Source organism: Colwellia sp. D2M02, assembly GCF_018860755.1.
Taxonomy (GTDB): Bacteria; Pseudomonadota; Gammaproteobacteria; order Enterobacterales; family Alteromonadaceae; genus Colwellia; species Colwellia asteriadis.
The window spans coordinates 95944-116887 of sequence record NZ_JAHKPW010000010.1 but is presented as its reverse complement, the minus strand read 5'-3'; the positions used below and the strand labels follow the sequence as shown (position 1 = coordinate 116887).

At 38.8% G+C, this 20944-nt stretch carries 19 protein-coding genes; 7 read left to right on the top strand and 12 right to left on the bottom strand.

Translation table 11 applies throughout. The features are described 5' to 3' along the window. Positions 1-646: 646 nt before the first annotated feature. Positions 647-2608 carry a molecular chaperone HtpG gene (htpG, locus tag KO495_RS01395; RefSeq protein ID WP_215978611.1) on the top strand — a complete coding sequence of 654 codons (1962 nt, stop codon included), beginning with the start codon at positions 647-649 and terminating at the stop codon, positions 2606-2608. 236 nt (positions 2609-2844) lie between these two features. After that, positions 2845-3489 carry an adenylate kinase gene (gene adk / locus KO495_RS01390; RefSeq protein ID WP_215978610.1) on the top strand — a complete coding sequence of 215 codons (645 nt, stop codon included), beginning with the start codon at positions 2845-2847 and terminating at the stop codon, positions 3487-3489. A gap of 84 nt (positions 3490-3573) precedes the next feature. Here the strand turns inward: adk and KO495_RS01385 are convergent, their stop codons facing one another. The 12 genes from KO495_RS01385 to KO495_RS01330 form a co-directional block, all read right to left on the bottom strand. Further along, complete coding sequence (locus KO495_RS01385) at positions 3574-4053, bottom strand: GNAT family N-acetyltransferase (RefSeq protein ID WP_215978609.1); 480 nt, start codon at positions 4051-4053, stop codon at positions 3574-3576. 9 nt (positions 4054-4062) lie between these two features. Next, on the bottom strand, positions 4063-4362 hold the full coding sequence (locus KO495_RS01380) for a DUF6559 family protein (protein WP_215978608.1): 300 nt from the start codon (positions 4360-4362) through the stop codon (positions 4063-4065). Between the two features lie 104 nt (positions 4363-4466). Further along, a complete protein-coding gene (locus tag KO495_RS01375; protein WP_252738741.1) occupies positions 4467-5270 on the bottom strand; it encodes a hypothetical protein in 804 nt (267 codons plus the stop codon). A 338-nt stretch (positions 5271-5608) separates the two neighbouring features. Then, positions 5609-6232, bottom strand: a complete 624-nt coding sequence (hisIE, locus tag KO495_RS01370; protein ID WP_215978606.1) for a bifunctional phosphoribosyl-AMP cyclohydrolase/phosphoribosyl-ATP diphosphatase HisIE — start codon at positions 6230-6232, stop codon at positions 5609-5611. 71 nt (positions 6233-6303) lie between these two features. After that, positions 6304-7089, bottom strand: coding sequence for an imidazole glycerol phosphate synthase subunit HisF (gene hisF / locus KO495_RS01365; RefSeq protein ID WP_215978605.1), 786 nt, complete (start codon positions 7087-7089; stop codon positions 6304-6306). Beyond that, the gene (hisA, locus tag KO495_RS01360; RefSeq protein WP_215978604.1) at positions 7071-7808 is read right to left on the bottom strand and encodes a 1-(5-phosphoribosyl)-5-[(5-phosphoribosylamino)methylideneamino]imidazole-4-carboxamide isomerase; all 738 of its coding nucleotides are present in this window, start codon (positions 7806-7808) and stop codon (positions 7071-7073) included. Before hisA ends, hisF begins: the two co-directional genes overlap by 19 nt. After that, entirely contained in the window at positions 7805-8473 is a 669-nt protein-coding gene (gene hisH / locus KO495_RS01355; protein WP_215978603.1) for an imidazole glycerol phosphate synthase subunit HisH, read from the bottom strand. Before hisH ends, hisA begins: the two co-directional genes overlap by 4 nt. Continuing rightward, positions 8473-9555, bottom strand: coding sequence for a bifunctional histidinol-phosphatase/imidazoleglycerol-phosphate dehydratase HisB (hisB, locus tag KO495_RS01350; RefSeq protein WP_215978602.1), 1083 nt, complete (start codon positions 9553-9555; stop codon positions 8473-8475). The genes hisH and hisB overlap by 1 nt, the downstream gene beginning before the upstream one ends. 65 nt (positions 9556-9620) lie before the next feature. Further along, a complete protein-coding gene (gene hisC, locus KO495_RS01345) occupies positions 9621-10742 on the bottom strand; it encodes a histidinol-phosphate transaminase (protein ID WP_215978601.1) in 1122 nt (373 codons plus the stop codon). Position 10743: 1 nt separating this feature from the next. Beyond that, positions 10744-12075, bottom strand: a complete 1332-nt coding sequence (gene hisD, locus KO495_RS01340) for a histidinol dehydrogenase (protein WP_215978600.1) — start codon at positions 12073-12075, stop codon at positions 10744-10746. A gap of 160 nt (positions 12076-12235) precedes the next feature. Continuing rightward, entirely contained in the window at positions 12236-13138 is a 903-nt protein-coding gene (gene hisG / locus KO495_RS01335; RefSeq protein ID WP_215978599.1) for an ATP phosphoribosyltransferase, read from the bottom strand. Positions 13139-13629: 491 nt separating this feature from the next. Continuing rightward, on the bottom strand, positions 13630-14739 hold the full coding sequence (locus tag KO495_RS01330) for an NADH:flavin oxidoreductase (RefSeq protein WP_215978598.1): 1110 nt from the start codon (positions 14737-14739) through the stop codon (positions 13630-13632). 120 nt (positions 14740-14859) lie between these two features. Between KO495_RS01330 and KO495_RS01325 the strand changes: the two genes are divergently transcribed. The 5 genes from KO495_RS01325 to tsaB all read left to right on the top strand — a co-directional run bounded on the left by KO495_RS01325 (position 14860) and on the right by tsaB (position 20864). After that, the gene (locus KO495_RS01325) at positions 14860-15753 is read left to right on the top strand and encodes a LysR family transcriptional regulator (protein ID WP_215978597.1); all 894 of its coding nucleotides are present in this window, start codon (positions 14860-14862) and stop codon (positions 15751-15753) included. Between the two features lie 237 nt (positions 15754-15990). Next, entirely contained in the window at positions 15991-17262 is a 1272-nt protein-coding gene (locus KO495_RS01320; protein WP_215978596.1) for a flavohemoglobin expression-modulating QEGLA motif protein, read from the top strand. 328 nt (positions 17263-17590) lie between these two features. After that, positions 17591-17995 (top strand): hypothetical protein, encoded by a 405-nt coding sequence (locus KO495_RS01315; protein WP_215978595.1) that lies wholly within the window; start codon positions 17591-17593, stop codon positions 17993-17995. A 58-nt stretch (positions 17996-18053) separates the two neighbouring features. Next, positions 18054-20033, top strand: coding sequence for an ATP-dependent DNA helicase (locus tag KO495_RS01310; protein ID WP_215978594.1), 1980 nt, complete (start codon positions 18054-18056; stop codon positions 20031-20033). 132 nt (positions 20034-20165) lie between these two features. After that, complete coding sequence (gene tsaB, locus KO495_RS01305; protein WP_215978593.1) at positions 20166-20864, top strand: tRNA (adenosine(37)-N6)-threonylcarbamoyltransferase complex dimerization subunit type 1 TsaB; 699 nt, start codon at positions 20166-20168, stop codon at positions 20862-20864. The last annotated feature ends 80 nt before the right edge of the window (positions 20865-20944 follow it).

Here is a 20944-nt window from a genome sequence, read left to right as displayed (position 1 = left end):
ACATTGCTAAACTTCTATTCGAGCGAAAGCTCACGAGAAGCCCGATTCGAAAGAGTCGGGCTTTTTACTTTGTAACTTTTAAAGAATATGTAAAACGCAGTGACGGAATAGTGAACGACAGTAGCGCCGATGCTAGTGTGACTTATGTTGTAGATAAGCCCATGTGGGAGTAGGACATTGCTAAACTTCTATTAAGAAAAGCCCGATTCGAAAGAGTCGGGCTTTTTGCTTTGTGGTTTTTAAAGATGTGTAAAATACAGTAATTGGATAGTGAAAGACAATAGCGCCGATGGTCGTGTGACTTATGTTGCAGGTAAGCCCATGTGATAGCGCAGCGAGACATTGCTAAAATTCTATTCGAGCGAAAGCTCACGAGAAGCCCGTTACGAAAGTAACGGGCTTTTTGCTTTGTGGTTTTTAAAGATATGTAAAACACAGTAATGGGATAGTGAAAGACAGTAGCGCCGATGCTAGTGTGACTTATGTTGTAGATAAGCCCATGTGATTGTAGAGCATGTCTGTACTTCTATTCATTTTTAAATTAAATTTCTGCAATATTTTTTATTTGTATCCTTGAAATATTCTTCATATGCCCAACATCATTGATAAGTTATTTTTTCCCTTATTTAGATAGGAGATGTTTCAGATGTCTGAAGCCAATCAAGTAGAAACTCACGGTTTTCAAACCGAAGTAAAGCAATTATTACAATTAATGATCCACTCTCTTTATTCTAATAAAGAAATTTTCTTACGTGAATTAGTTTCAAATGCGGCAGATGCGGCAGATAAGTTACGCTTTAAAGCATTATCAGACGATAGCCTTTATGAAAATGATGGTGAGTTACGTGTACGTGTAAGTTGTGACAAAGAAAATAATACGGTTACGATTTCAGATAACGGTATTGGTATGAACCAAGAAGATGTTATTGAACATTTAGGTACTATTGCTAAATCAGGTACTGCGGAGTTTTTCTCAAAACTTTCAGGTGACCAAGCGGCTGACTCTCAATTAATTGGTCAATTTGGTGTTGGCTTTTACTCTGCATTTATTGTTGCTGATAAAGTAACGGTAAGAACACGTAAAGCGGGTGACGATGCGAGTAATGGTGTTGAGTGGGTTAGTGCAGGTGAAGGTGAATTCACTACGGCTAAAATAGATAAGAGCACTCGCGGTACTGATATTATTCTTCATTTAAAAGAAGAAGAAAAAGAGTATGCTGATGACTGGCGTTTAAAGTCTATTGTAACTAAATATTCAGATCATATTTCAGTATCTGTTGAAATGCTAACCCCTGAAGTTCCTGCGGTTGAAGCTGTTGCTGAGGTAACTGATGCAGAAGGTAATGTTACTTCTCCAGCTGTTGAAGCAAAAGATGCTGTTCCTGCTTTATGGGAAGCGGTGAACAAAGCAACTGCTTTATGGACTCGTGAAAAATCAGAAGTATCAGATGACGAGTACAAAGAATTCTACAAGCACGTATCTCATGACTTTGGTGACCCGCTATTATGGGAACATAATAAAGTAGAAGGTAAAACAGAATACACGTCACTTTTATACGTGCCAACTAAAGCTCCATTTGATATGTATAACCGTGAGAAGCAACACGGTTTAAAACTGTTTGTTCAGCGTGTATTTATTATGGATGATGCCGAGCAGTTTATGCCAACCTACTTACGTTTTGTTAAAGGTTTATTGGACTCAAACGACTTACCATTAAACGTTTCTCGTGAAATATTACAAGATAATAAAATCACCCAAGCAATTCGTAAAGGCTGTACTAAACGTGTTTTAAAAATGCTTGAAAAACTTGGTAAAAAAGATGCCGAGAAATACCAAGGATTCTGGGATGAGTTTGGTCAAGTGTTAAAAGAAGGCCCAGCTGAAGATCACGCGAATAAAGAACAAATAGCTGGCTTATTACGTTTTGCTTCAACTAATGAAGATACAGCAACACAAAATGTATCATTAGCTTCTTATATTGAACGAATGAAAGAAGGCCAAGATAAAATTTATTATGTTGTAGCTGACAGCTTTGAAGCTGCTAAAAATAGCCCTCATTTAGAAGTTTTCCGTAAAAAAGGCATTGAAGTATTATTAATGTCAGACCGTATTGATGAATGGTTAGTGAGTCATTTGACTGAATTTGATGGCAAGCAACTACAATCGGTAACACGTGGTGGTTTAGACTTAGGCAATATGGATGATGCTGAAACGAAAGAAGCACAAGAAAAGCTTGAAAAAGAATACGACTCAGTTGTTAAGCGTATTAAAGACTCACTTGCAGGGAAGGCTAAAGACGTTAAATTATCACAACGTTTAACTGACTCTCCAGCATGTATTGTCGCAGATGAAAATGATATGAGTAGTCAAATGGCAAAATTAATGGCATCTGTTGGTCAAGAAGTGCCAGAGTCATTACCAATATTTGAAATTAACGGAGAGCATGAGTTAATTAAACATATTGCTGATGAACAAGATGATGATAAGTTTGGTCAATGGGTAAACGTATTATTTGAACAAGCAACATTAGCTGAGCGTGGTAGCTTAAAAGACCCTGCTAGTTTTGTAACACGTTTAAACAAATTAATGCTGAGTTTAACTAAGTAGTAGTGCTACTTATGCTAATACTTTAGTCTGAAAAAGGAGGTTTTCGTTACCGAAATCCTCCTTTTTTGATCATTGGCTCTTATCACTACTTGTGTGACCATTGGCTAACTTGTATAGTGTCTTCCGCATTGTTCTTTCGATTAAGAATGATTACATTTAGATGATCAAACAATGAAAACGGATGTTCTAAATGTAATCATTGTTTTATTTTAACGCTCAATTTAAGGTTTCATATTATGCGCATTGTTTTATTAGGTGCTCCTGGTGCAGGTAAAGGTACACAGGCACAATTCTTAATGGCTAAATTCGGTATTCCACAAATTTCAACTGGCGATATGTTACGTGCAGCAATTAAAGCAGGTACTGAGTTAGGTAAACAAGCTAAAGCGGTTATGGATGCAGGTCAATTAGTATCTGATGAATTAATTATTGGTTTAGTGAAAGAGCGTGTTGCACAAGATGACTGTGCGGCTGGTTTTTTACTTGACGGTTTCCCTCGCACTATTCCACAAGCTGATGCGATGAAAGAGAGCGGCATTGTAGTTGATCACGTACTTGAGTTTGATGTACCTGATGAAGTTATTGTTGAACGTATGGCTGGCCGTCGTGTTCACTCTGGCTCTGGTCGTGTTTATCACCTTGTTTATAACCCGCCTAAAGAAGAAGGTAAGGATGATGTTACAGGTGAAGAGTTAAGTATTCGTCCTGACGATGAAGAAGCTACAGTACGTAAGCGTTTAGCTATTTATCACGAGCAAACTAAGCCATTAGTAGACTTTTATCAAGCAGAAGCTAAAGCTGGCAACTGTTCTTACTTAACTGTTGATGGTACACAAGCTGTTGAAGCTGTTAATGCATTGTTATCTGAAAAGCTTGCTTAATAAGTAAAAGCGCAAGATATATTATGTTAATAAAAAACTCGCTACGGCGAGTTTTTTATTGGATAAAAGATATTAAGTTAACCTTTACTTAATTACGCTTTTTAACATAGCGATATGCGGAATATCGTCTTCAAGGTACATATCTGACACGGTAACAAAGCCATGTTGCTGGTAGTAATCAGCTAAATGTTGCTGTGCTGATATTTTAATATCTGTATCAGGGAAGTGTTCTAAGCACAGTGTTATTGCTTTACTGATAAGATCATGTCCTAGCCCTAGACCTCTAGCTTTTTGTGCAACAGCAACTCGCCCAATACTGGCGTATTGAACATAACTTTGACCTGGTGCCAGTATGCGAGCATAAGCCACTATTTCATCATTAATAGTACCCATTAGATGAATAGTTTCAGAGTGTCTATCTAAAGAGCCTTTAAGGCTATCTAAGTCAGGATAAAAACAGCTCTGCTCAACCACAAAAACATCAACGCGTAGTTTCAGTAAATCGTATAGTTCATTGAGCGATAGCTGTGAAAAATATTTACTAGACCAATAAACCGTTTGCATGAAAAGCCTCTATTTGCCTCTTAGTATTTCAAGACAGCCATAATACTTTCTTTGCGCTAAATAATCTTTTATTTCTTCTTTATATTGTTGTACTGAAAGTTCAGGGTATTCATTTTTCAAAGTTACTAATAATGCTGTTTTATCTAAGAAAAGCAAGTAAGCTAAGGGTAAGTATGTAGGGTTGAAGTTGCATTGAAAGACGGTAGCGCGTATTTGTCTTGCACTATAAAACTCTTGTTCGCCGTAACGCTCTTTTAACTTAGTTGGTAAGCTATCTCCATACTTTTTTATGGCGTATTTTTTAAACATACTAACTCCCTGATAAAGTCTGTTAAGTCAATAAACATAATTATCATAACGGGCTAATATGAAGCTTAGATGAAAGGCTGAATATTTAAGTACGCTACTTCAGCTTATGGGTTGATGATGGTGAGGTTGTCGTTCTCTATAATGAAGCCAGCATCAATATAGGCTTTTCTTATTGCTCCGCGTTGGCGTAATATTTTTAAGCCTTTATTAATCGCAATAAAGGCCTCTTCACCTTTTGGGTGTTTTTTACTAATGACAAAATTTCGAGAGTCTTTAAGTAATACACCAATATTTTTTACAGGGACTAAGTGAATTTTATCAATAGTAAAACTTTGATCAGGTGTGGAGTTAAAAGGCATTAATAAGAAGTCAATCCATTGTAAGTTCACCATTCGAGCCATAGAAAGCCACGAATCTTCTCGGGTTACCTTTTTAAGAGGGAGGGACTGTATTGTTTGCCAATCGGTGCGCCACAATGGGGTTGAAACAGCGGTTAAGTCTTTTAAATCATTTATACTTTTCACAGCTAAAGCTTTATGGTTATTAATGCTGGTATACATACCTGCAATATATTCGCCATTTCTAATAACCGCATCAGAAATATAAACTTTATCTTCAATCGCTTTAGCGTCAGCAAGCCAATAGGTATCGAAACTTATTAATAGCTCACCATTTTGAAGCATTTTAGTATTTCGAAAATTGACTTTACCTGTGGCGTAATGGAATTGATGGGAAAAGCCACCTAATATAAGCGCCTGTTGAGCGATAATCATATCAACCACATCGCGACGTATGTGTTTACTTGCAAAGCTTTCAATTGACATAACATTTTTATCGACAACAAATTTTTGATAGTCGATATAAACATCATCACGAATATAAATGAGAATGTTATCGCCTTTAGCCAATGCTGATCCAACAAAGAAGAGAGGACTAAATAGCAACAGTATTAGGTAAGAACAAAAAATTCTTTTTATGGAATATGCCATGGTTTGCCATATATTGTAGGGAAATTTTCCTGTACTTCGATTACTGCTTCCTTACTCTATTGAAGATAACAACAAACCTAAAATTAAGCAAAGATGTTGGGAGTTATGTTTCATTTAAATTATGCTGATTAAAAACCACTGAGGCCGTGATTAATGATATTGGCTTGAAACAGGGAGCAGAGCAAACGTCATCGCTAAATGGCTTATAATGAAAGTAAACAGACGGTTACGCGCTATTTACTTTCATTTTAGTTGCGTTATTTTTTTTGATGGCGAGTTTGTAATACTTCCATCACTTCAGATAATTCAATTTTTTGATCTTTAAGTAAAACCAAAGTGTGATAAAACAAGTCCGCACATTCACCTAAAAAGTCGTCTTTAGTTTCAGCCAATGCGGCAATAACAACTTCAACCCCTTCTTCACCAACCTTTTGTGCAACTTTATTGCTACCACGAGACAATAAGCGAGCAGTATAGCTTTCTTCAATGGGGTCGTTAGCACGTTTATCTACAAAACGCTCAAGGTGGCTTAAAAAGTTTTGCTGGCTGAGTTGCTCTTCAGGAAAACATGATGTGGTATTTAAATGACAAGTTGGGCCATTTGGATTTACTGCAATTAATAAACAATCTCTATCACAATCTGCTAATACTTGCATTACGTCGAGTGTATTACCAGAGCTTTCGCCTTTCATCCATAAACGCTGTTTAGAGCGGCTAAAAAAAGTCGCTTTTTCAGTATTAAGCGTTTTTGTTAACGCTTCAATATTCATAAATCCTTGCATCAGTACTGCACCGGTCGCAGAATCTTGAATGATTGCTGGTAAAAGGTTGTCCATTTTTTCCCAGGCAAGTTCAGTTACGTTATCTATTGTTACAATCATGTAGTTCTCTTGTATTCTGTATGTTTAGGTTTAGCTCATTAGATATAACGGGTCAGGTATTTAGGTTACGCTTATGGCCTAATTGCAATGTTATTATCAATTAAGTATTGCTTAAGTTCATCTATAGGGATTATACCTTTATGAAAAACAGAAGCGGCTAAAGCGCCATCAACATCAGCTTGTTGATAGACATCTCTAAAGTGCTCTATTGTACCAGCGCCACCAGAGGCAATTAATGGTACGTTACAAGCAGCACGTGCTTTTTTTAACTGCTCAATATCGTAGCCTTGACGCACACCGTCTTGGTTCATACAGTTTAGAACAATTTCACCAGCACCAAGACTTACTACACGTTCAATCCAGTCAAAGGTCGTCCAACTGGTTTGTTGGGTACGGGTTTCATCTCCCGTGAATTGATAGACTTGATATTCACCTTGGCCATTATTGGCGTCTTTGTTAAAAAAACTATCAATACCGACCACAATACATTGCTGACCAAAAACGTCTGCTAAGCGACTGATTAGCTCAGGATCTCGCAGGGCAGGAGAGTTAATGCTAATTTTATCTGCGCCCATTAATAATATTTCTCGGGCATCGCTTTCGCTTTTAATACCGCCAGCAACACAAAAAGGAATATCAATTACTTGAGCGATACGGCTAACCCAGCTTTTATCAACTACGCGACCATCAGAGCTCGCGGTAATGTCATAAAAAACCAGTTCATCAGCGCCAGCGGCTGCATATTGTTGCGCTAAGGGAACAATGTCACCAATAATTTCGTGGTTTCTAAACTGTACCCCTTTAACAACTTTGCCATCGCGAACATCAAGACAGGGAATTATGCGTTTGGCCAACATGCAATAGCCTCCTCGAGCGTGAATTTACCTTCAAGTAGTGAACGACCTAAAATAACACCGCTAACACCTGTTGGAATAAGCGCTTTAATATCTTCAAGGCTGCCAATACCGCCAGAAGCTTGCCATTGAATACTTGGGTAATTCTGACAAAGCTCTGTGTATAAATTAACGTTTGAACCACTTAATGTGCCGTCTTTAGAAATATCAGTGCATAAAATATGTTTGATGCCTGCATTAATGTAGTCGCTAAGTAAGTCTTCTAAATTAACACCGCTATCTTCAATCCAGCCATGTGTTGGTAGTGTTTTGTTACCTTGTTCATCAATTTTAATATCAAGGGCTAAAACAATTTTATCGCCGCCATAAGCTTTAACCCAAGCTATAACTAACTCAGGCTCTTTAATAGCAAGAGAGCCAATAACAACGCGATCTGCACCTAAAGCGAGTAATTGATCAACATCTTGTTGACAACGAATACCGCCGCCTACTTGAATGATCATCTCGGGATGATCCATAACAGTTTTCAAGGTAGATAATTGACGCTTAGTGCTGTCTTTCGCGCCATCTAAATCAACAAAGTGCATCACTTTAGCGCCAGCTTTAGCGTACGCTTGTTGTCGGTCTTGTACGGTATATTGGTAATTGGTCTTTTGCTCGTAATCACCTTGGTATAAGCGAACTACTTCACCATTAATTAAGTCGATTGCGGGGATCATCATAGTGAGATAAGTTCCTTGGGATCTAAGGTTAAAAAGTTTTCAATAATTTTACTGCCGAGTTTAGCTGAGCGCTCAGGATGAAATTGACAACCAATAAAGTTATCTTTGGCAATTGCCGCTGAAAATTCACTGCCGTACTCACAGCTAGCAATAGTGTATTCACTTAACTTTGCTGCGTAGCTATGAACAAAGTAAAAATAATCACCAACAGAAATACCCTTCATAATAGGGTGATTAGCTACCGATGTTAACGTGTTCCAGCCCATGTGCGGTAAACGGTTACCTTGTGCATTTAATGGCTCGACACTGGTAGGAATTACACCTAAACAAGTGGTTTTTTCACTATCGTTACTGGCAGTATTAATGTGGGCACTCTCGGTTGAAGAGTTGGTCATTAACTGCATGCCTAAACAAAAACCGAGTACCGGTTGAGTTAGGTTTTGTAGTGTCGTAACCAGCCCCTTATCCATAATATTTTTCATTGCGTGCTTAGCGCTACCAACACCGGGAAAAATGACTTTGTCGGCTTGTTGTATCAGTTCAATATTATCGGTTACTGTCACAGTAAAGCCTAAGCGCTCAATGGCAAATTTTACCGAGGCGATATTCGCGCAGCCAGTATCAACAATAACGTAGTTAGCTTGAATATTGTCAGCGCTAGCCATTACAAAGCACCTTTTGAACTAGGTAATACATCACCGTCTACTTTGATAGCTTGTCCTAAAGCACGGCCGAATACTTTAAATAAGCTTTCAACTTGGTGATGACAGTTACCTTTAGACGTTGATAAGTGTAGAGTGATCATCATTGAATCAGCGAGTGATCTAAAAAAGTGTGAGATCATTTGCGTTGACATAGTACCAACATTTTCGCTGGTGAATTCGGCATCAAACTCTAACCATGGACGACCGGATAAATCTATAGCACATTCTGCACGACACTCATCCATAGGAAGTACAAAGCCAAAACGACCAATACCACGTTTATCACCTAAGGCTTGTTTTAAGGCTTGCCCTAAAGCTAAAGCGGTATCTTCTACGCTGTGGTGTTCGTCAATATGATAATCACCAGCAACTTGACATTGCATGCTAAAGCCACCGTGAGTGGCAATTTGATCAAGCATGTGATCAAAAAAACCTAAACCAGTATCAATATGGTTATTACCAACCGCATCTAAATTAACGGTGACTTTAATGTCGGTTTCTTTGGTGGTGCGAGTAACGCTGGCAAGACGAGGTTGTGAAAATTGCAATAAAATTTGCTCGGTAACTTGTGCCCAGTTTAAGGTTTCGCGGTTATATTTTATGCCAACAATACCCATGTTAGACGCTAACCCCATATCGGTTTCTCTATCACCAATAACGTACGAGTTAGTAAAGTCAACGCGACCTTGTTGTAAATACTCACTTACTAGGCCTAGCTTAGGCTTTCTGCAGTGGCAATTATCTTCTTCAAAGTGCGGGCAAAGTAAAACGTCTTGAAATATCACACCTTGTGATGCAAATAACTCCATCATTTTATTGTGAGGAATATCGAAATCACGTTGTGGGTAACTGCTTGTTCCTAAACCGTCTTGATTTGAAACTATCACTAATTTAAAGCCTTTGGCTTGTAGTTTTAGTAACTGCGGAATAACGTTTGGTTCAAATACCAGCTTCTCTAAACTGTCAACTTGCTTATCGCTAACTGGCTCTTCAATTAATGTGCCGTCGCGGTCGATAAATAATATTTTTTCTTGCTTGCTCATAAGGTGCTCTTCTTTAATGCTTCAATTATTTTTAAGTACTGTTTTTTAATACTATTTATAGTACGTTAGCTTGCTGACAATAGCTGTTGTAACTGGTTTATTTCGTGCTCACTACCAATACTTATCCGTAAGCAGTTTTCTAATTGTGCTTGTTTAGATTGATCACGAATAAGTAGATTGTTTGCGACTAATAGCTCAAATAAGCGTGTTTTTTCTGCTTGGCTAGTACAGCGAAACAAAACAAAGTTTGCATCACTGGCAAAAACTTCACTACACCAAGGCTGTGTAATTAACCAAGCTGACAATGACGCTCGTAAGTGGTTAACTTGTTCAACGTGAGCTTTCATTAGGGCTATATCATCAGTTAATGCTTTGCTCGCTAACTCGGCAACAGGCGCTGAAATAGGGTAAGGGGCAATCACTTTACTGAGTAAAGTAATGACAGATTCATTCGCTAATGTAAAACCACACCTTAGTCCTGCTAAGGCAAAAGCTTTTGATAAGGTGCGTAAAATAATAACATTGTCGAAGTCAGCAAGTAATTTTGTTGTGCTTTGCTCAGAGCAAAACTCAATATAGGCTTCATCAATCACAACCATAGCGCTACCTTGAAATAAATCAATCGCTGCAAGTATTTGTTCACGCGGTAATATATTGCCTGTCGGGTTACCCGGAGAGCAAAGAAAAACCACCTTAACCTGACCAACTTGCTCAGCGAGCGCCGCTAAATTTAAGGTATTGTTAACCAATGGCACACTAATAATGCCTGCACCATGGTTTTCTGCACTAATAGCATACATGCCGTAAGTGGGTGGGCAAATTAAAATGCTATCTTGATAAGCACGACAAAAACTACGGATAATTAATTCAATACCTTCATCGGCGCCACGAGTGGCCAGTATTTGCTCTTTCGCTAGGTTGCAGTAATTGCTGTATGCATTGAGTAAGCTGGTTGGCTGAAAGTCAGGATAACGATTAATGTTTTCAGCGCTTAATTGGTATTCACCTCGACCCGAAGCTTCATTTGCGTTTAACCATATTTTTTGTTCAGCAGCATTGTTGCCTGTTTGACTTGTATCACCACTGGCAAATAATCGGCGTGCCGATTGATATGGCACCATGTCAACTAATTCTGGGCGAGCAAGCTTATCAGCAATGCTTAATGGCGTAGCGTTATTGTTGCTCATTTTACGCTCCTTGCTTATTACTTTGACTGGCATTATCGTCATCAAGTCGAATGGTTACCGCACATTGGTGTGCATCTAAACCTTCAGCATCAGTTAACTCAATAATGCACTCTGCTAAACTAGCAAGGCCATCTTTAGTTAACTCTTGTACGGTAAAGCGACGAGAAAAGTCAGCTAGCGATAAACTCGATATTACTTTTGAATAACCGTAAGTGGGTAATACGTGGTTAGTACCGCTGGCGTAATCACCTGCTGACTCAGGCGTGTAAGCGCCAACAAAAATAGAACCCGCATTACGTAGTGTTTTTAATAATGTTGTTGCATTGTCGGTTTGAATAATTAAGTGCTCAGGGCCGTAAAGGTTAGATACTTCAACAGCCTGTGCTAAATCTTTTGTTAAAATTAAACGAGATTGCTCCAGTGCTGCTAGGGCAATATCACGTCTTGATAAAACATCAACTTGCTTACTTAATTCAGCTGACACCGCATTAAGCAATAACTCACTATCGCTAAGTAAAATAACTTGGCTATCGGCGCCATGCTCGGCTTGAGAAAGTAAATCTGCGGCAATAAAAGCAGGATTAGCACTGGCATCACCAATGACTAACACTTCTGATGGACCTGCTGGCATATCAATAGCAAAACCTGCAACTTGCTGTGATAGCTGCTTTTTAGCTTCGGTGACATAACGGTTACCTGGGCCAAATACTTTATTGACGGCAGGAATACTTTGGGTGCCATACGCTAAAGCGGCAATCGCCTGCGCGCCACCTACGGTATAAATTTCATTAATACCACACAAGTCGGCTGCGGCGAGTATTTCATTAGCCAGTTGACCGTTTTTATCGGGTGGGCAGACTAATACTACGCGATCACATTTTGCTATTTGCGCCGGTACGCCAAGCATTAATACTGTAGACGGCAGGGGAGCTGAGCCTGCTGGAATATATAAACCAACACTTTCAATAGCTTCTGTTTTTAAAGTACAAGTAACGCCTGGACGAGTTTCAACAGTTATATCACTAGCCGTTTGTGCGCTGTGAAAAGCTTTAATTTGATCATAAGCAGTTTGTATTGCCGCTAAACGCTTGGGTGAAAGCGCCTTTTTAGCAGCTGCTACTTGCTCAGCACTTACCGCTAGAGTGTCTAAAGCAATACCATCAAATTGTTCTGTTAAGGTTAATATCGCTTGATCGCCTTTAGTTTTAACTTGCGTTAAAATATTGGCCACTTGCGTTGATAGTAAAGCACTGTCAGCAATAGCAGGACGTGCTAATACAGAAATTTTTTGCTGATCGCTTAATGTTTGCCATTCAATCAATTGATTAATCATTTGTTCAAAACTCTCTTCAATAACTTTTAGATACTAAATACACACAAGAATTGCTATTACAGCAAAGCTGCCAAGTTAAAGGTCGCCTGAGCTTAGTTTTTCTAAGTGATGGTGACGCTTAAAGACGGCAATGCCGATGTAATCTCAATTATGCCGTGTATTAGCCCATCATTTTTTCAATTGGCATAACGAGTATTGAATTACAGCCAAGCCCTTTGAGTTTTTCCATGGTTTCCCAAAAGAAAGTCTCAGTAGCTACTACGTGCACAGCAACAATGTCATCACGCCCCGCGAGTGGCAAAATAGTAGGGGTTTCTTTACCCGGCATTAATGCACTTACTTGTGCTATTTTATCTTTTGGTGCGTGCAACATAATGTATTTGCTTTCTTTTGCTTTCATGACACCGTGAATACGAGGTAAGAGGGTATCTAAAATACCTTGTTTATCTGCACATAAAGGATCTGCGCGTTGAATGAGTGACGCCTTTGAGTGGAAAACCTCAGCGACTTCTTTTAAGCCATTAGCCTCAAGCGTTGCGCCAGTAGAAACTAAATCACAAATGCCGTCGGCTAAGCCAACACGCGGTGCCACTTCAACAGAGCCTTTTAACAAACAAAACTCTACGTTAATGCCATTAGCTTTCGCAAAGCGGTTTAATAGTTGCGGATATGTTGTGGCAAAACGTAAACCGTTTAAACAATCTAAGCCTGTGTATTCAAATTCTTCAGGCATAGCAATTGAAAAACGACAGCCACCAAAATCAAGTGCAGTTGTACGAATATAGGCAGACTTATTTCCTTTTAATTGTCGGTCTAATTCTTCTTCTTCTAACGTATTGTCGCCAACAATGCCTAAATCACAAACACCGTCCATTACCAAACCTGGAATGTCACTACTACGCACGCGCATAATATCAATAGGCATATTGCTAACATGCGCTAATAAACGTCTGTCGCTCACATTAAGTTTTAAACCACAGCGCTTTAATAACGCTTGAGTGTCGTCACTTAAACGACCTGATTTTTGCATGGCGATGCGTAAACGTGGCTGAGATGTAGTCATAATATTATTCCTATTTTTTTGTTGTTTTGCTTAATTGTTAACGACTTAAATTTAAGAGATAACCAGCAAAACCATCATGTATATACAATTTCTTAAACGCTAAAATGCGAAAAACCCCCGAGAGAGGCAGACTCTTTCGGGGGTTTAGCAATGTAATATGCTTTAGGTAAATCCACTGAAAGGCCTGTAGCCCATCAGTGTCGGTTTATAAAACCTGAATGGGCTAATCGATGTAATGATGGTGATGTCGGCTATTCAGGTTAAAAAGCATTGTGTTACTCGCGTCTAATTAATTAACAGTAATTGTTGTACTAATTACACTACTGATTAATTGTGATAGCTGCAAGTAATAAATAGCTTATTTTTAGTGCTATTTGTTATATCTAACATAGTTAGGGTTATTACTCTAACTATTGAGAAATACTCAAAGGCTATTTACAGCGATAGCTAACTTACAGCAACGATAACTTATTAGCCTATTTAAACTAGAGCTATAATGTCTGTTTAAAGTACGCATTTGCTGTTTTTAAGTCGGCAATAGGGTTAAACATTTCAGCATTGAACGCTTTGAGCTGTTGCTGCGTTTGAACTACATTAGGCCAATTTGGATTGGCTAAAGCTGCCTTTCCTAGCGAAACTATATCGGCTTGTTTAGCATCTATTAAGCAATTAGCTTCATTCTCATGAGTAATACCACCGTTAGCTATAACGGGAACTTTTCCATACTCTTTGGCAAGCTCTGCCAACGGTAAGCTATCTTTAAAGGCTGGTGCTTTAGCAATATATTCGGTGGTGTGAATATAATCAACGCCACAGCGACTAATAGACTCAAAGGTGTATTTTGCGTCAGCGGTTTGTTTAGGCCATTTGTATTCAGTATCGTTAACTTTTCCTTGAGAAAATCGTACACCAATAATCATGCTGCTTCCAACTGCAGCGCGAACAGCAGTTATGATTTCTTGATAAATTCTTAAGCGGTTAGCTAATTCTCCGCCATATTCATCCGTTCTTTTATTACTATAAACGGTAAGAAATTGGTCGAGTAAATAGCCATTGGCACCATGAATCTCGACCCCATCAAACCCAGCCTCTTTGGCTAATATTGCCGCGTTAACAAACCCTTTTACTACACACTTTATGTCTTCTGTGCTCATTTCTTTAGGGACTTCATAATCACCTTTACCGTAATATAATTTCATTTCTTCGCCTAACGGCTTTATTGCAGAGGGCGCACCACCACGACCTCTATATTTATTGTATTGAGACAGCGCACCAGCATGCATTAATTGAGCAAAAATAAGCCCGCCACTACTATGTACAGCATCGGTAATTGTTTTCCAGCTGCTTACTTGCTTTTCATCGGTAAGCCCCGTTTGAAATTTATAACATTGGCTATAACGTTTATCTGTGTATATGCCCTCAGTAATAATGAGCCCGAAACCGCCTTGGGCAAAAGACTGGTAATAGTCTTTCATTAATGGTCCCGTTGTGCCGTCTTCGTTGCCACTGACGCGTGTAAGTGGTGCAACAGCTAACCTGTTTTTTAGGGTGATGTTTCTTATGTTATAACTTGAGAAAATTGTCGAAATGTTATCTTTCATTCTGCAACCTATGTATTAATTGATTAAGTGAAAATTTACTAAGTGAATGGTATTTTTACATAGGTAATAAACGCTGATAATATTGCTATAAATTGAATTACTATTAACTTTTTATTGAATATGTCGAAAATAAACCAATTAGAAAGTTTGAAAGTGTTAAAAGCTGTCGTCGAAGGTGGCAGTTTTACCGCGGCGGCAAAGCGTCTTAATTTAACCGTTGCTAGAGTTTCTAAATCAGTTGAGCGCTTAGAAGCTGAGTTAAACGCGAAGCTTTTTATTAGAAGTACTCGGCACATGCAGCTTACCGATAGTGGCGAGCGTACTTATCATCATGCAATTAAGTTACTTGAGCAATGGCGTGGATTAACCGATGAGTTAACCGAAACGCTTTCTGAGCCGAAAGGGAACATAAGAATAAGTATTCCGATGAGTTGGGGCTTGTGTGTATTTTCAAAACTGTTAGCACGGTTTATGCTTGAGTATCCCAAGATCACTATTGATGTAAATATGAGTGATCAATATGTTAATGTTATTGAAGGTGAGTATGACTTAGCACTTAGGTTAGCTCGTCAACTTGAAGACAGTTCTTTATTATGTAAAAAACTCAAAGCTTATCAATTTATAACCTGCGCATCGCCTGACTATTTAGCCAAATACGGTACACCATCAACCCCAGAAGAATTAAAAAATCATGCTGGTTTACTCTACTCCCAACAGGGAAGTAAGCTGAAGTGGCAATTCATTAAAGACAATAAAAGAACGGATGTTTATATTAACCCCGACCTACAATCAAACAATAGCGCATTATTTAAAGAAACATTATTAGCAGGTAGAGGAATTGGACTAATTCCAGAATTCATTATTAAGGAAGAGCTATTATCTGGAAAACTACAGCCTATTTTAAGCCAATATACTAACCCATCGCTAAATTTATATTCTTTAAGAGCACCGAGTAATATGCTTCCTATGCGAGTTAGGCTATTAATTGAGTTTATTGAAAAGCAATTACAATAACTGTTTACAGCGGTAGATGTGTTTGACGCTTGATGTGAAAGCGCTAAATATAATCTAGCAACAATACAGTGACTATCTGGAGATCTCGCGATCAAATAGCTTTAATGACATGAGAGTACTTGTTTTTAGTGGCATTAATTTAATTCAACTTGTATAAGGTATAACTCGACCTTAAGATTAACAGCAGTTAATTGCTAAACTAGCTTACCTTCGTTGTTATCACGGAGTTTTACCTTAATGAATAAAATTGAAATAGAGAAAGCGCGCATTTGTCAAATTAGCTCTATTCTCTATAGTGCTAGCCAGCCTATTCGTATACTGTCTCATTTAGAGTGGAGTTCTGACGTTAAACGTCAATTTTTCGCTAATAAAGCGAAAGAGCTTCCTGCGATAAATTACCCAGTATTTGACCCTAATAAAACCTTGGCGTTACTGGCAGAAGCTCGTGCCCTAATGGGCAACTCTGATATTGATAATTGGTTAGCACGCATTGCGAATAAACTTGAAAATGCTGCTTTTATGATGGCATTTGTTGGCACTAAAAAGTTTTATGAGTTCTCGGTAACCCTTTATGGCAAGCCGACTAATCACTTTGTTGACGGTAAATCGACCCCACTTGAATTAGCTAACATTTTTGACAAAAAAATTAGCAGTTATGCGGGATATGATTTTGGCGCGCCACCACCAATGTGTTATCTCGCTTCAGGTATTGCTGAGCAAATGGAAGTGGCAGTAAAAGAGATGTTTGGCAATGATGCCCCTAAAGTTCAAGTGGTGGATGAACTATCAGCGAATGCCCTAGCAAGCCCTAAGCTTATCCGTATTAGAAAAACCGCATGCTTTACCGACTTAGATGCACAGCAACTGATTAACCATGAAGCACATATTCATGTGGCAACCTCTATCAACGGCTTGAATCAACAACACCTTAAAATATTAGCAGCAGGTCATCCGGGTACTACTAAAACACAAGAAGGCTTAGCAGTCTTTTCTGAGTATATAACTAACTCAATTGATCTTGATCGTTTGCGCCGATTGGCAGATCGAGTTATCGCAATACAAATGGCAATAGAAGGGGCTGATTTTTTAGACGTTTATCAATACTTTTTAAACCGCATTGGCGATGAGTCTCAAGCATATGAAAATAGCCGTAGAGTTTTCAGAGGCGGGGTATTAACCGGTGGCGCCCCTTTTACAAAAGATGGGGTTTATCTTGAAGGGCTTATTCGAGTACATAACTTTTTAAAAGCAGCTGCGGTTAATGGCAGAGCAGATTGTTTAAAGCTTCTTTTCTGTGGCAAGCTCGATATAGAAGACATTCCTGTATTATATAAACTTGAAGCAATGGGACTATGCCAACCTGCCAAATACTTACCACCTTGGATCAAAGATGCCCGTTATTTATTAGCCTACTTAACGTGTTCTGAATTTTTGAATAAAATGGATATTGACAAAATTTATCAGCATTATGACGAACTACTCCATAGTATTCCTAAAAGCTCAATTTAGTATCAGCTATTAAATCGAGTTTAGCGCTGAGTAATTTAGGTTAGGTCTTGTTATGTTAAGCTTTTTTATTTACGGCCGATAGCGTAAATAGTACTTAATAATAACTCGGTTTAAGAGATGTTTAACAAATTGAAATATCAGCAAAAATTATTTTTCTCAATCGCTAACTTGATAGTTTTTCTTAATTTAACGAAGAGGTGAGGAAAATAGCTGCTAGAGAAACATTTGTTAAGCCGAGCTCAGGTTACTTAGTGTTTTTAGGGGAGTAGCTTGGTACTAGTAGTTTAAATTAGACTATTTTAACGATTGGAGATTAAAGGTTATTGCTATGGATATTTTTACGACTCAATTAACACGCGTTGTACCTGTGCCGATTAAACCTACTCAGCTTAAAGTAAAGGCGCTAGTCAAAGATGCCGCCTCACCTAAGCTCAAGGAAGACCCTGATCATCTAGAAAATCATGAGTACTATTTTAAAAAAGATGATAGCGGGGCTGAAAAGCGCGATTCACATCAATCGAAAAGTCAAAAAGATAAAGAGCAAAAGGATAAAAAACCACTACCAGAGCAAGGTTTGCTCGAACAGGACTTACTTAAACAAGAATTACTTAAACAGGAATTACTCAATAAGACAACTCCAGAAGATACAGAGTATTGCCCTAATGGTAAAAAAGATCCTACCCCTGATGACGAAGATGAACATAAAGGAAAAAACTTAGATCTTTATGCTTGAGTAGAGGTTGAGTATACTGCGCAGTATAATCATTTCTAGCTTAAGTGTTTTTTACGTAATGTCGTCTGCAAGCTCTACACCCTCATCGTTAAATATTACGCAAGCATTTTCTCTTGATGGTGCATTAGCTCAAGCTATTTCAGGGTTTTCTCCGCGTCAAGCGCAAACAGATATGGCACTTGAAGTAGGTAAAGCGATAGCGCAAGAGTCATCACTTGTTGTGGAAGCCGGTACAGGTACAGGTAAAACTTTTGCTTATTTAATTCCGGCTTTTTTATCATTAACTTATCAAAAAACTACTGATGAGAATGACACCACTGCCAATAAAAAAATTATTGTTTCTACCGGTACTAAAAACTTACAAGAGCAGCTTTTTCATAAAGACATCCCATTAGTGCGTAAAGCCCTTGCCAGTAATGCGCAAGTTGCTTTGCTTAAAGGTCGTGCTAATTATTTATGTACTTATCGTTTGGCGCAATATCAGCAAACTCGCGGTCAATTAGATGCCCAAATGTTGCAAGACTTAGTAAAGGTAGCTAGTTGGGCAACGGGTACACAAACAGGTGATATAGGCGAGTTGGTTAATGTTGGTGAAGACTCTACTATTTTTCCTTTTGTTACCAGCACCTTAGATAATTGTTTAGCGCGCGATTGTCCCGACTATGAAAGCTGTTATTTAGTAAAAGCTCGCCAAAAGGCAATAGATGCCGACCTTATTGTGGTTAATCATCATTTGTTTTTTGCTGATATGGCATTAAAAGATACTGGCTTTGGTGAGCTTATCCCTAAAGCGCAAGTGATGATTTTTGATGAAGCACATCAAATAGGCGATATTGCCAGTGAATATTTTGGGCAAAGTTTTTCAACTCGACAATTATCTGATTTATGTACAGACGTTTTACAAATTTATCGTAGCACTTTAACCGATGTTAAACAGTTATCGCGCGCCGCCGAAAAACTGCAAAAAACCACGCAAGAATTTAGGTTATTGTTTAATTACGATCCTGAGCGTGGTAATTGGCGAGAAAAATGCCATCAGCCTCAGTTCACTCAAAAATTTCAATTACTAAAAACAGATTTAGATTTTTTATATCAAGTGATTAAGTTATGTGTATCGCGCAATGAAGCGATAGACAGTTGCTTTGATCGTGTTGTGAGTTTGCTGGCGCAATATGAAGTTATGGCCAATGTAGACGCACTAGGTATTAGCTTTTGGTATGAAACTACGCCGCGTCATGTGGTGCTTCACCAAACCCCTTTAACCGTTGCCGACAAGTTTAGCGAGTATGTGAAAAATTCAGGGGCAGGGTGGATTTTTACTTCAGCCACACTTGCGGTTGATAACTCGTTTGAGCATTTTATTAATCATTTAGGATTAACTGGGGCGAGCCAATTGCACTTAGAAAGCCCGTTTGATTATCAGCAACAGTCACAATTAATTGTGCCGCGTTATTTACCGCAGGCAAACGACAAAAATAGAGCACAAAGTTTAGCTGATATTGCTATACCATTAATTGCGGCCAGCAAAGGCGCTTGTTTTATGCTGTTTACCAGTTACCGAGTAATGAACCAAGTCGCTGAAATATTATCGCAAGCTATTGAAAACCCATTGCTGGTTCAAGGGCAAATGGCTAAACGTAAATTATTAGATGAATTTGTTGCTCAAGATAGCGCTGTTTTACTTGCCACGGCGAGTTTTTGGGAGGGGGTTGATGTTAGGGGCGATAAGTTAACTTGTGTGATTATTGATAAGTTACCGTTTGCCTCTCCAGATGATCCTTTATTACAAGCACGTTGTGAAGATGTTCGCCGACAAGGTGGCGACCCTTTTGCGCAAATACAATTACCGCAGGCGGTCATTGCCTTGAAGCAGGGAGTTGGACGCTTAATTAGAGACGTGAGCGACCAAGGTATTTTAGTTATTTGTGATGACAGGTTGGTTAATCGACCTTATGGTGGCACTTTTTTGAAAAGTTTGCCTGATATGAAACGCAGCCGAGATATCACTAAAGCCGCGCAGTTTTTAACAACAATATAAAGTGGCTATTGTTAGTAAAGAATAGGTAAAATATAGCAAAGCTATCTTCAGCTAGTGTAAAATTGCTGTCAAAGGTAATAGATATAAAACAGCGTGTAATACGTCACGTGATAAAATTTAAGGTAATGTATTGTGAATTATTTGGCCATTGATGCCTCAACAGAAGCTTGCTCTGTCGCCCTTCAAGTAAATGATAATGTTTATAGTCGTTATGAGTTATGCCCGCAGTCTCATAGTTTACGATTATTGCCTATGATTGATGAGTTGCTTAAAGAAGCAGACGTAACATTACAGCAATTAGACGGTTTGATTTTTGGGCAAGGCCCTGGCAGCTTTACTGGCGTAAGAATTGGCGTTGGTGTGGCGCAAGGTTTAGCTTTTTCAGCTAATTTACCGGTTGTAGGCGTTTCTGGCTTACAAGCAATGGCGCAAAGCGCGTTTGAGCAATATCAGCAAAAACAAGTGATTGCGGCGATAGATGCGCGTATGAATGAAGTATACAACGGTTATTTTATTGTTGATGATAACAACATTATGCAAGCGCAATGTGATGAGGCGGTAACACCACCAGAAAAGCTAGCGCAACATTTCGCGAACATTGCCCCTAGTGCTGCTTACGGTGTTGGTACTGGTTGGGATGCTTATTCAGCGCAGCTCTCCGTATTGAAAAGTAATGACGGCAGCCCTGAAATTTTATTTCCTAATGCGGTCGCAATGTTAACTATTGGCGCTGCTAAATTTAGCCAAGGGCTTGGTGTTAGTGCTGAAGAAGCGCAGCCGGTTTATGTACGCGATACCGTTTCTTGGCAAAAATTACCGGGGCGTGAATAAAACGACTCCTTTTCGCCAGCTACTTTATAAAATAGCTGTTCTTTTCTTAGGGACTTTTGACCTTTCGAGATTATTTTTGC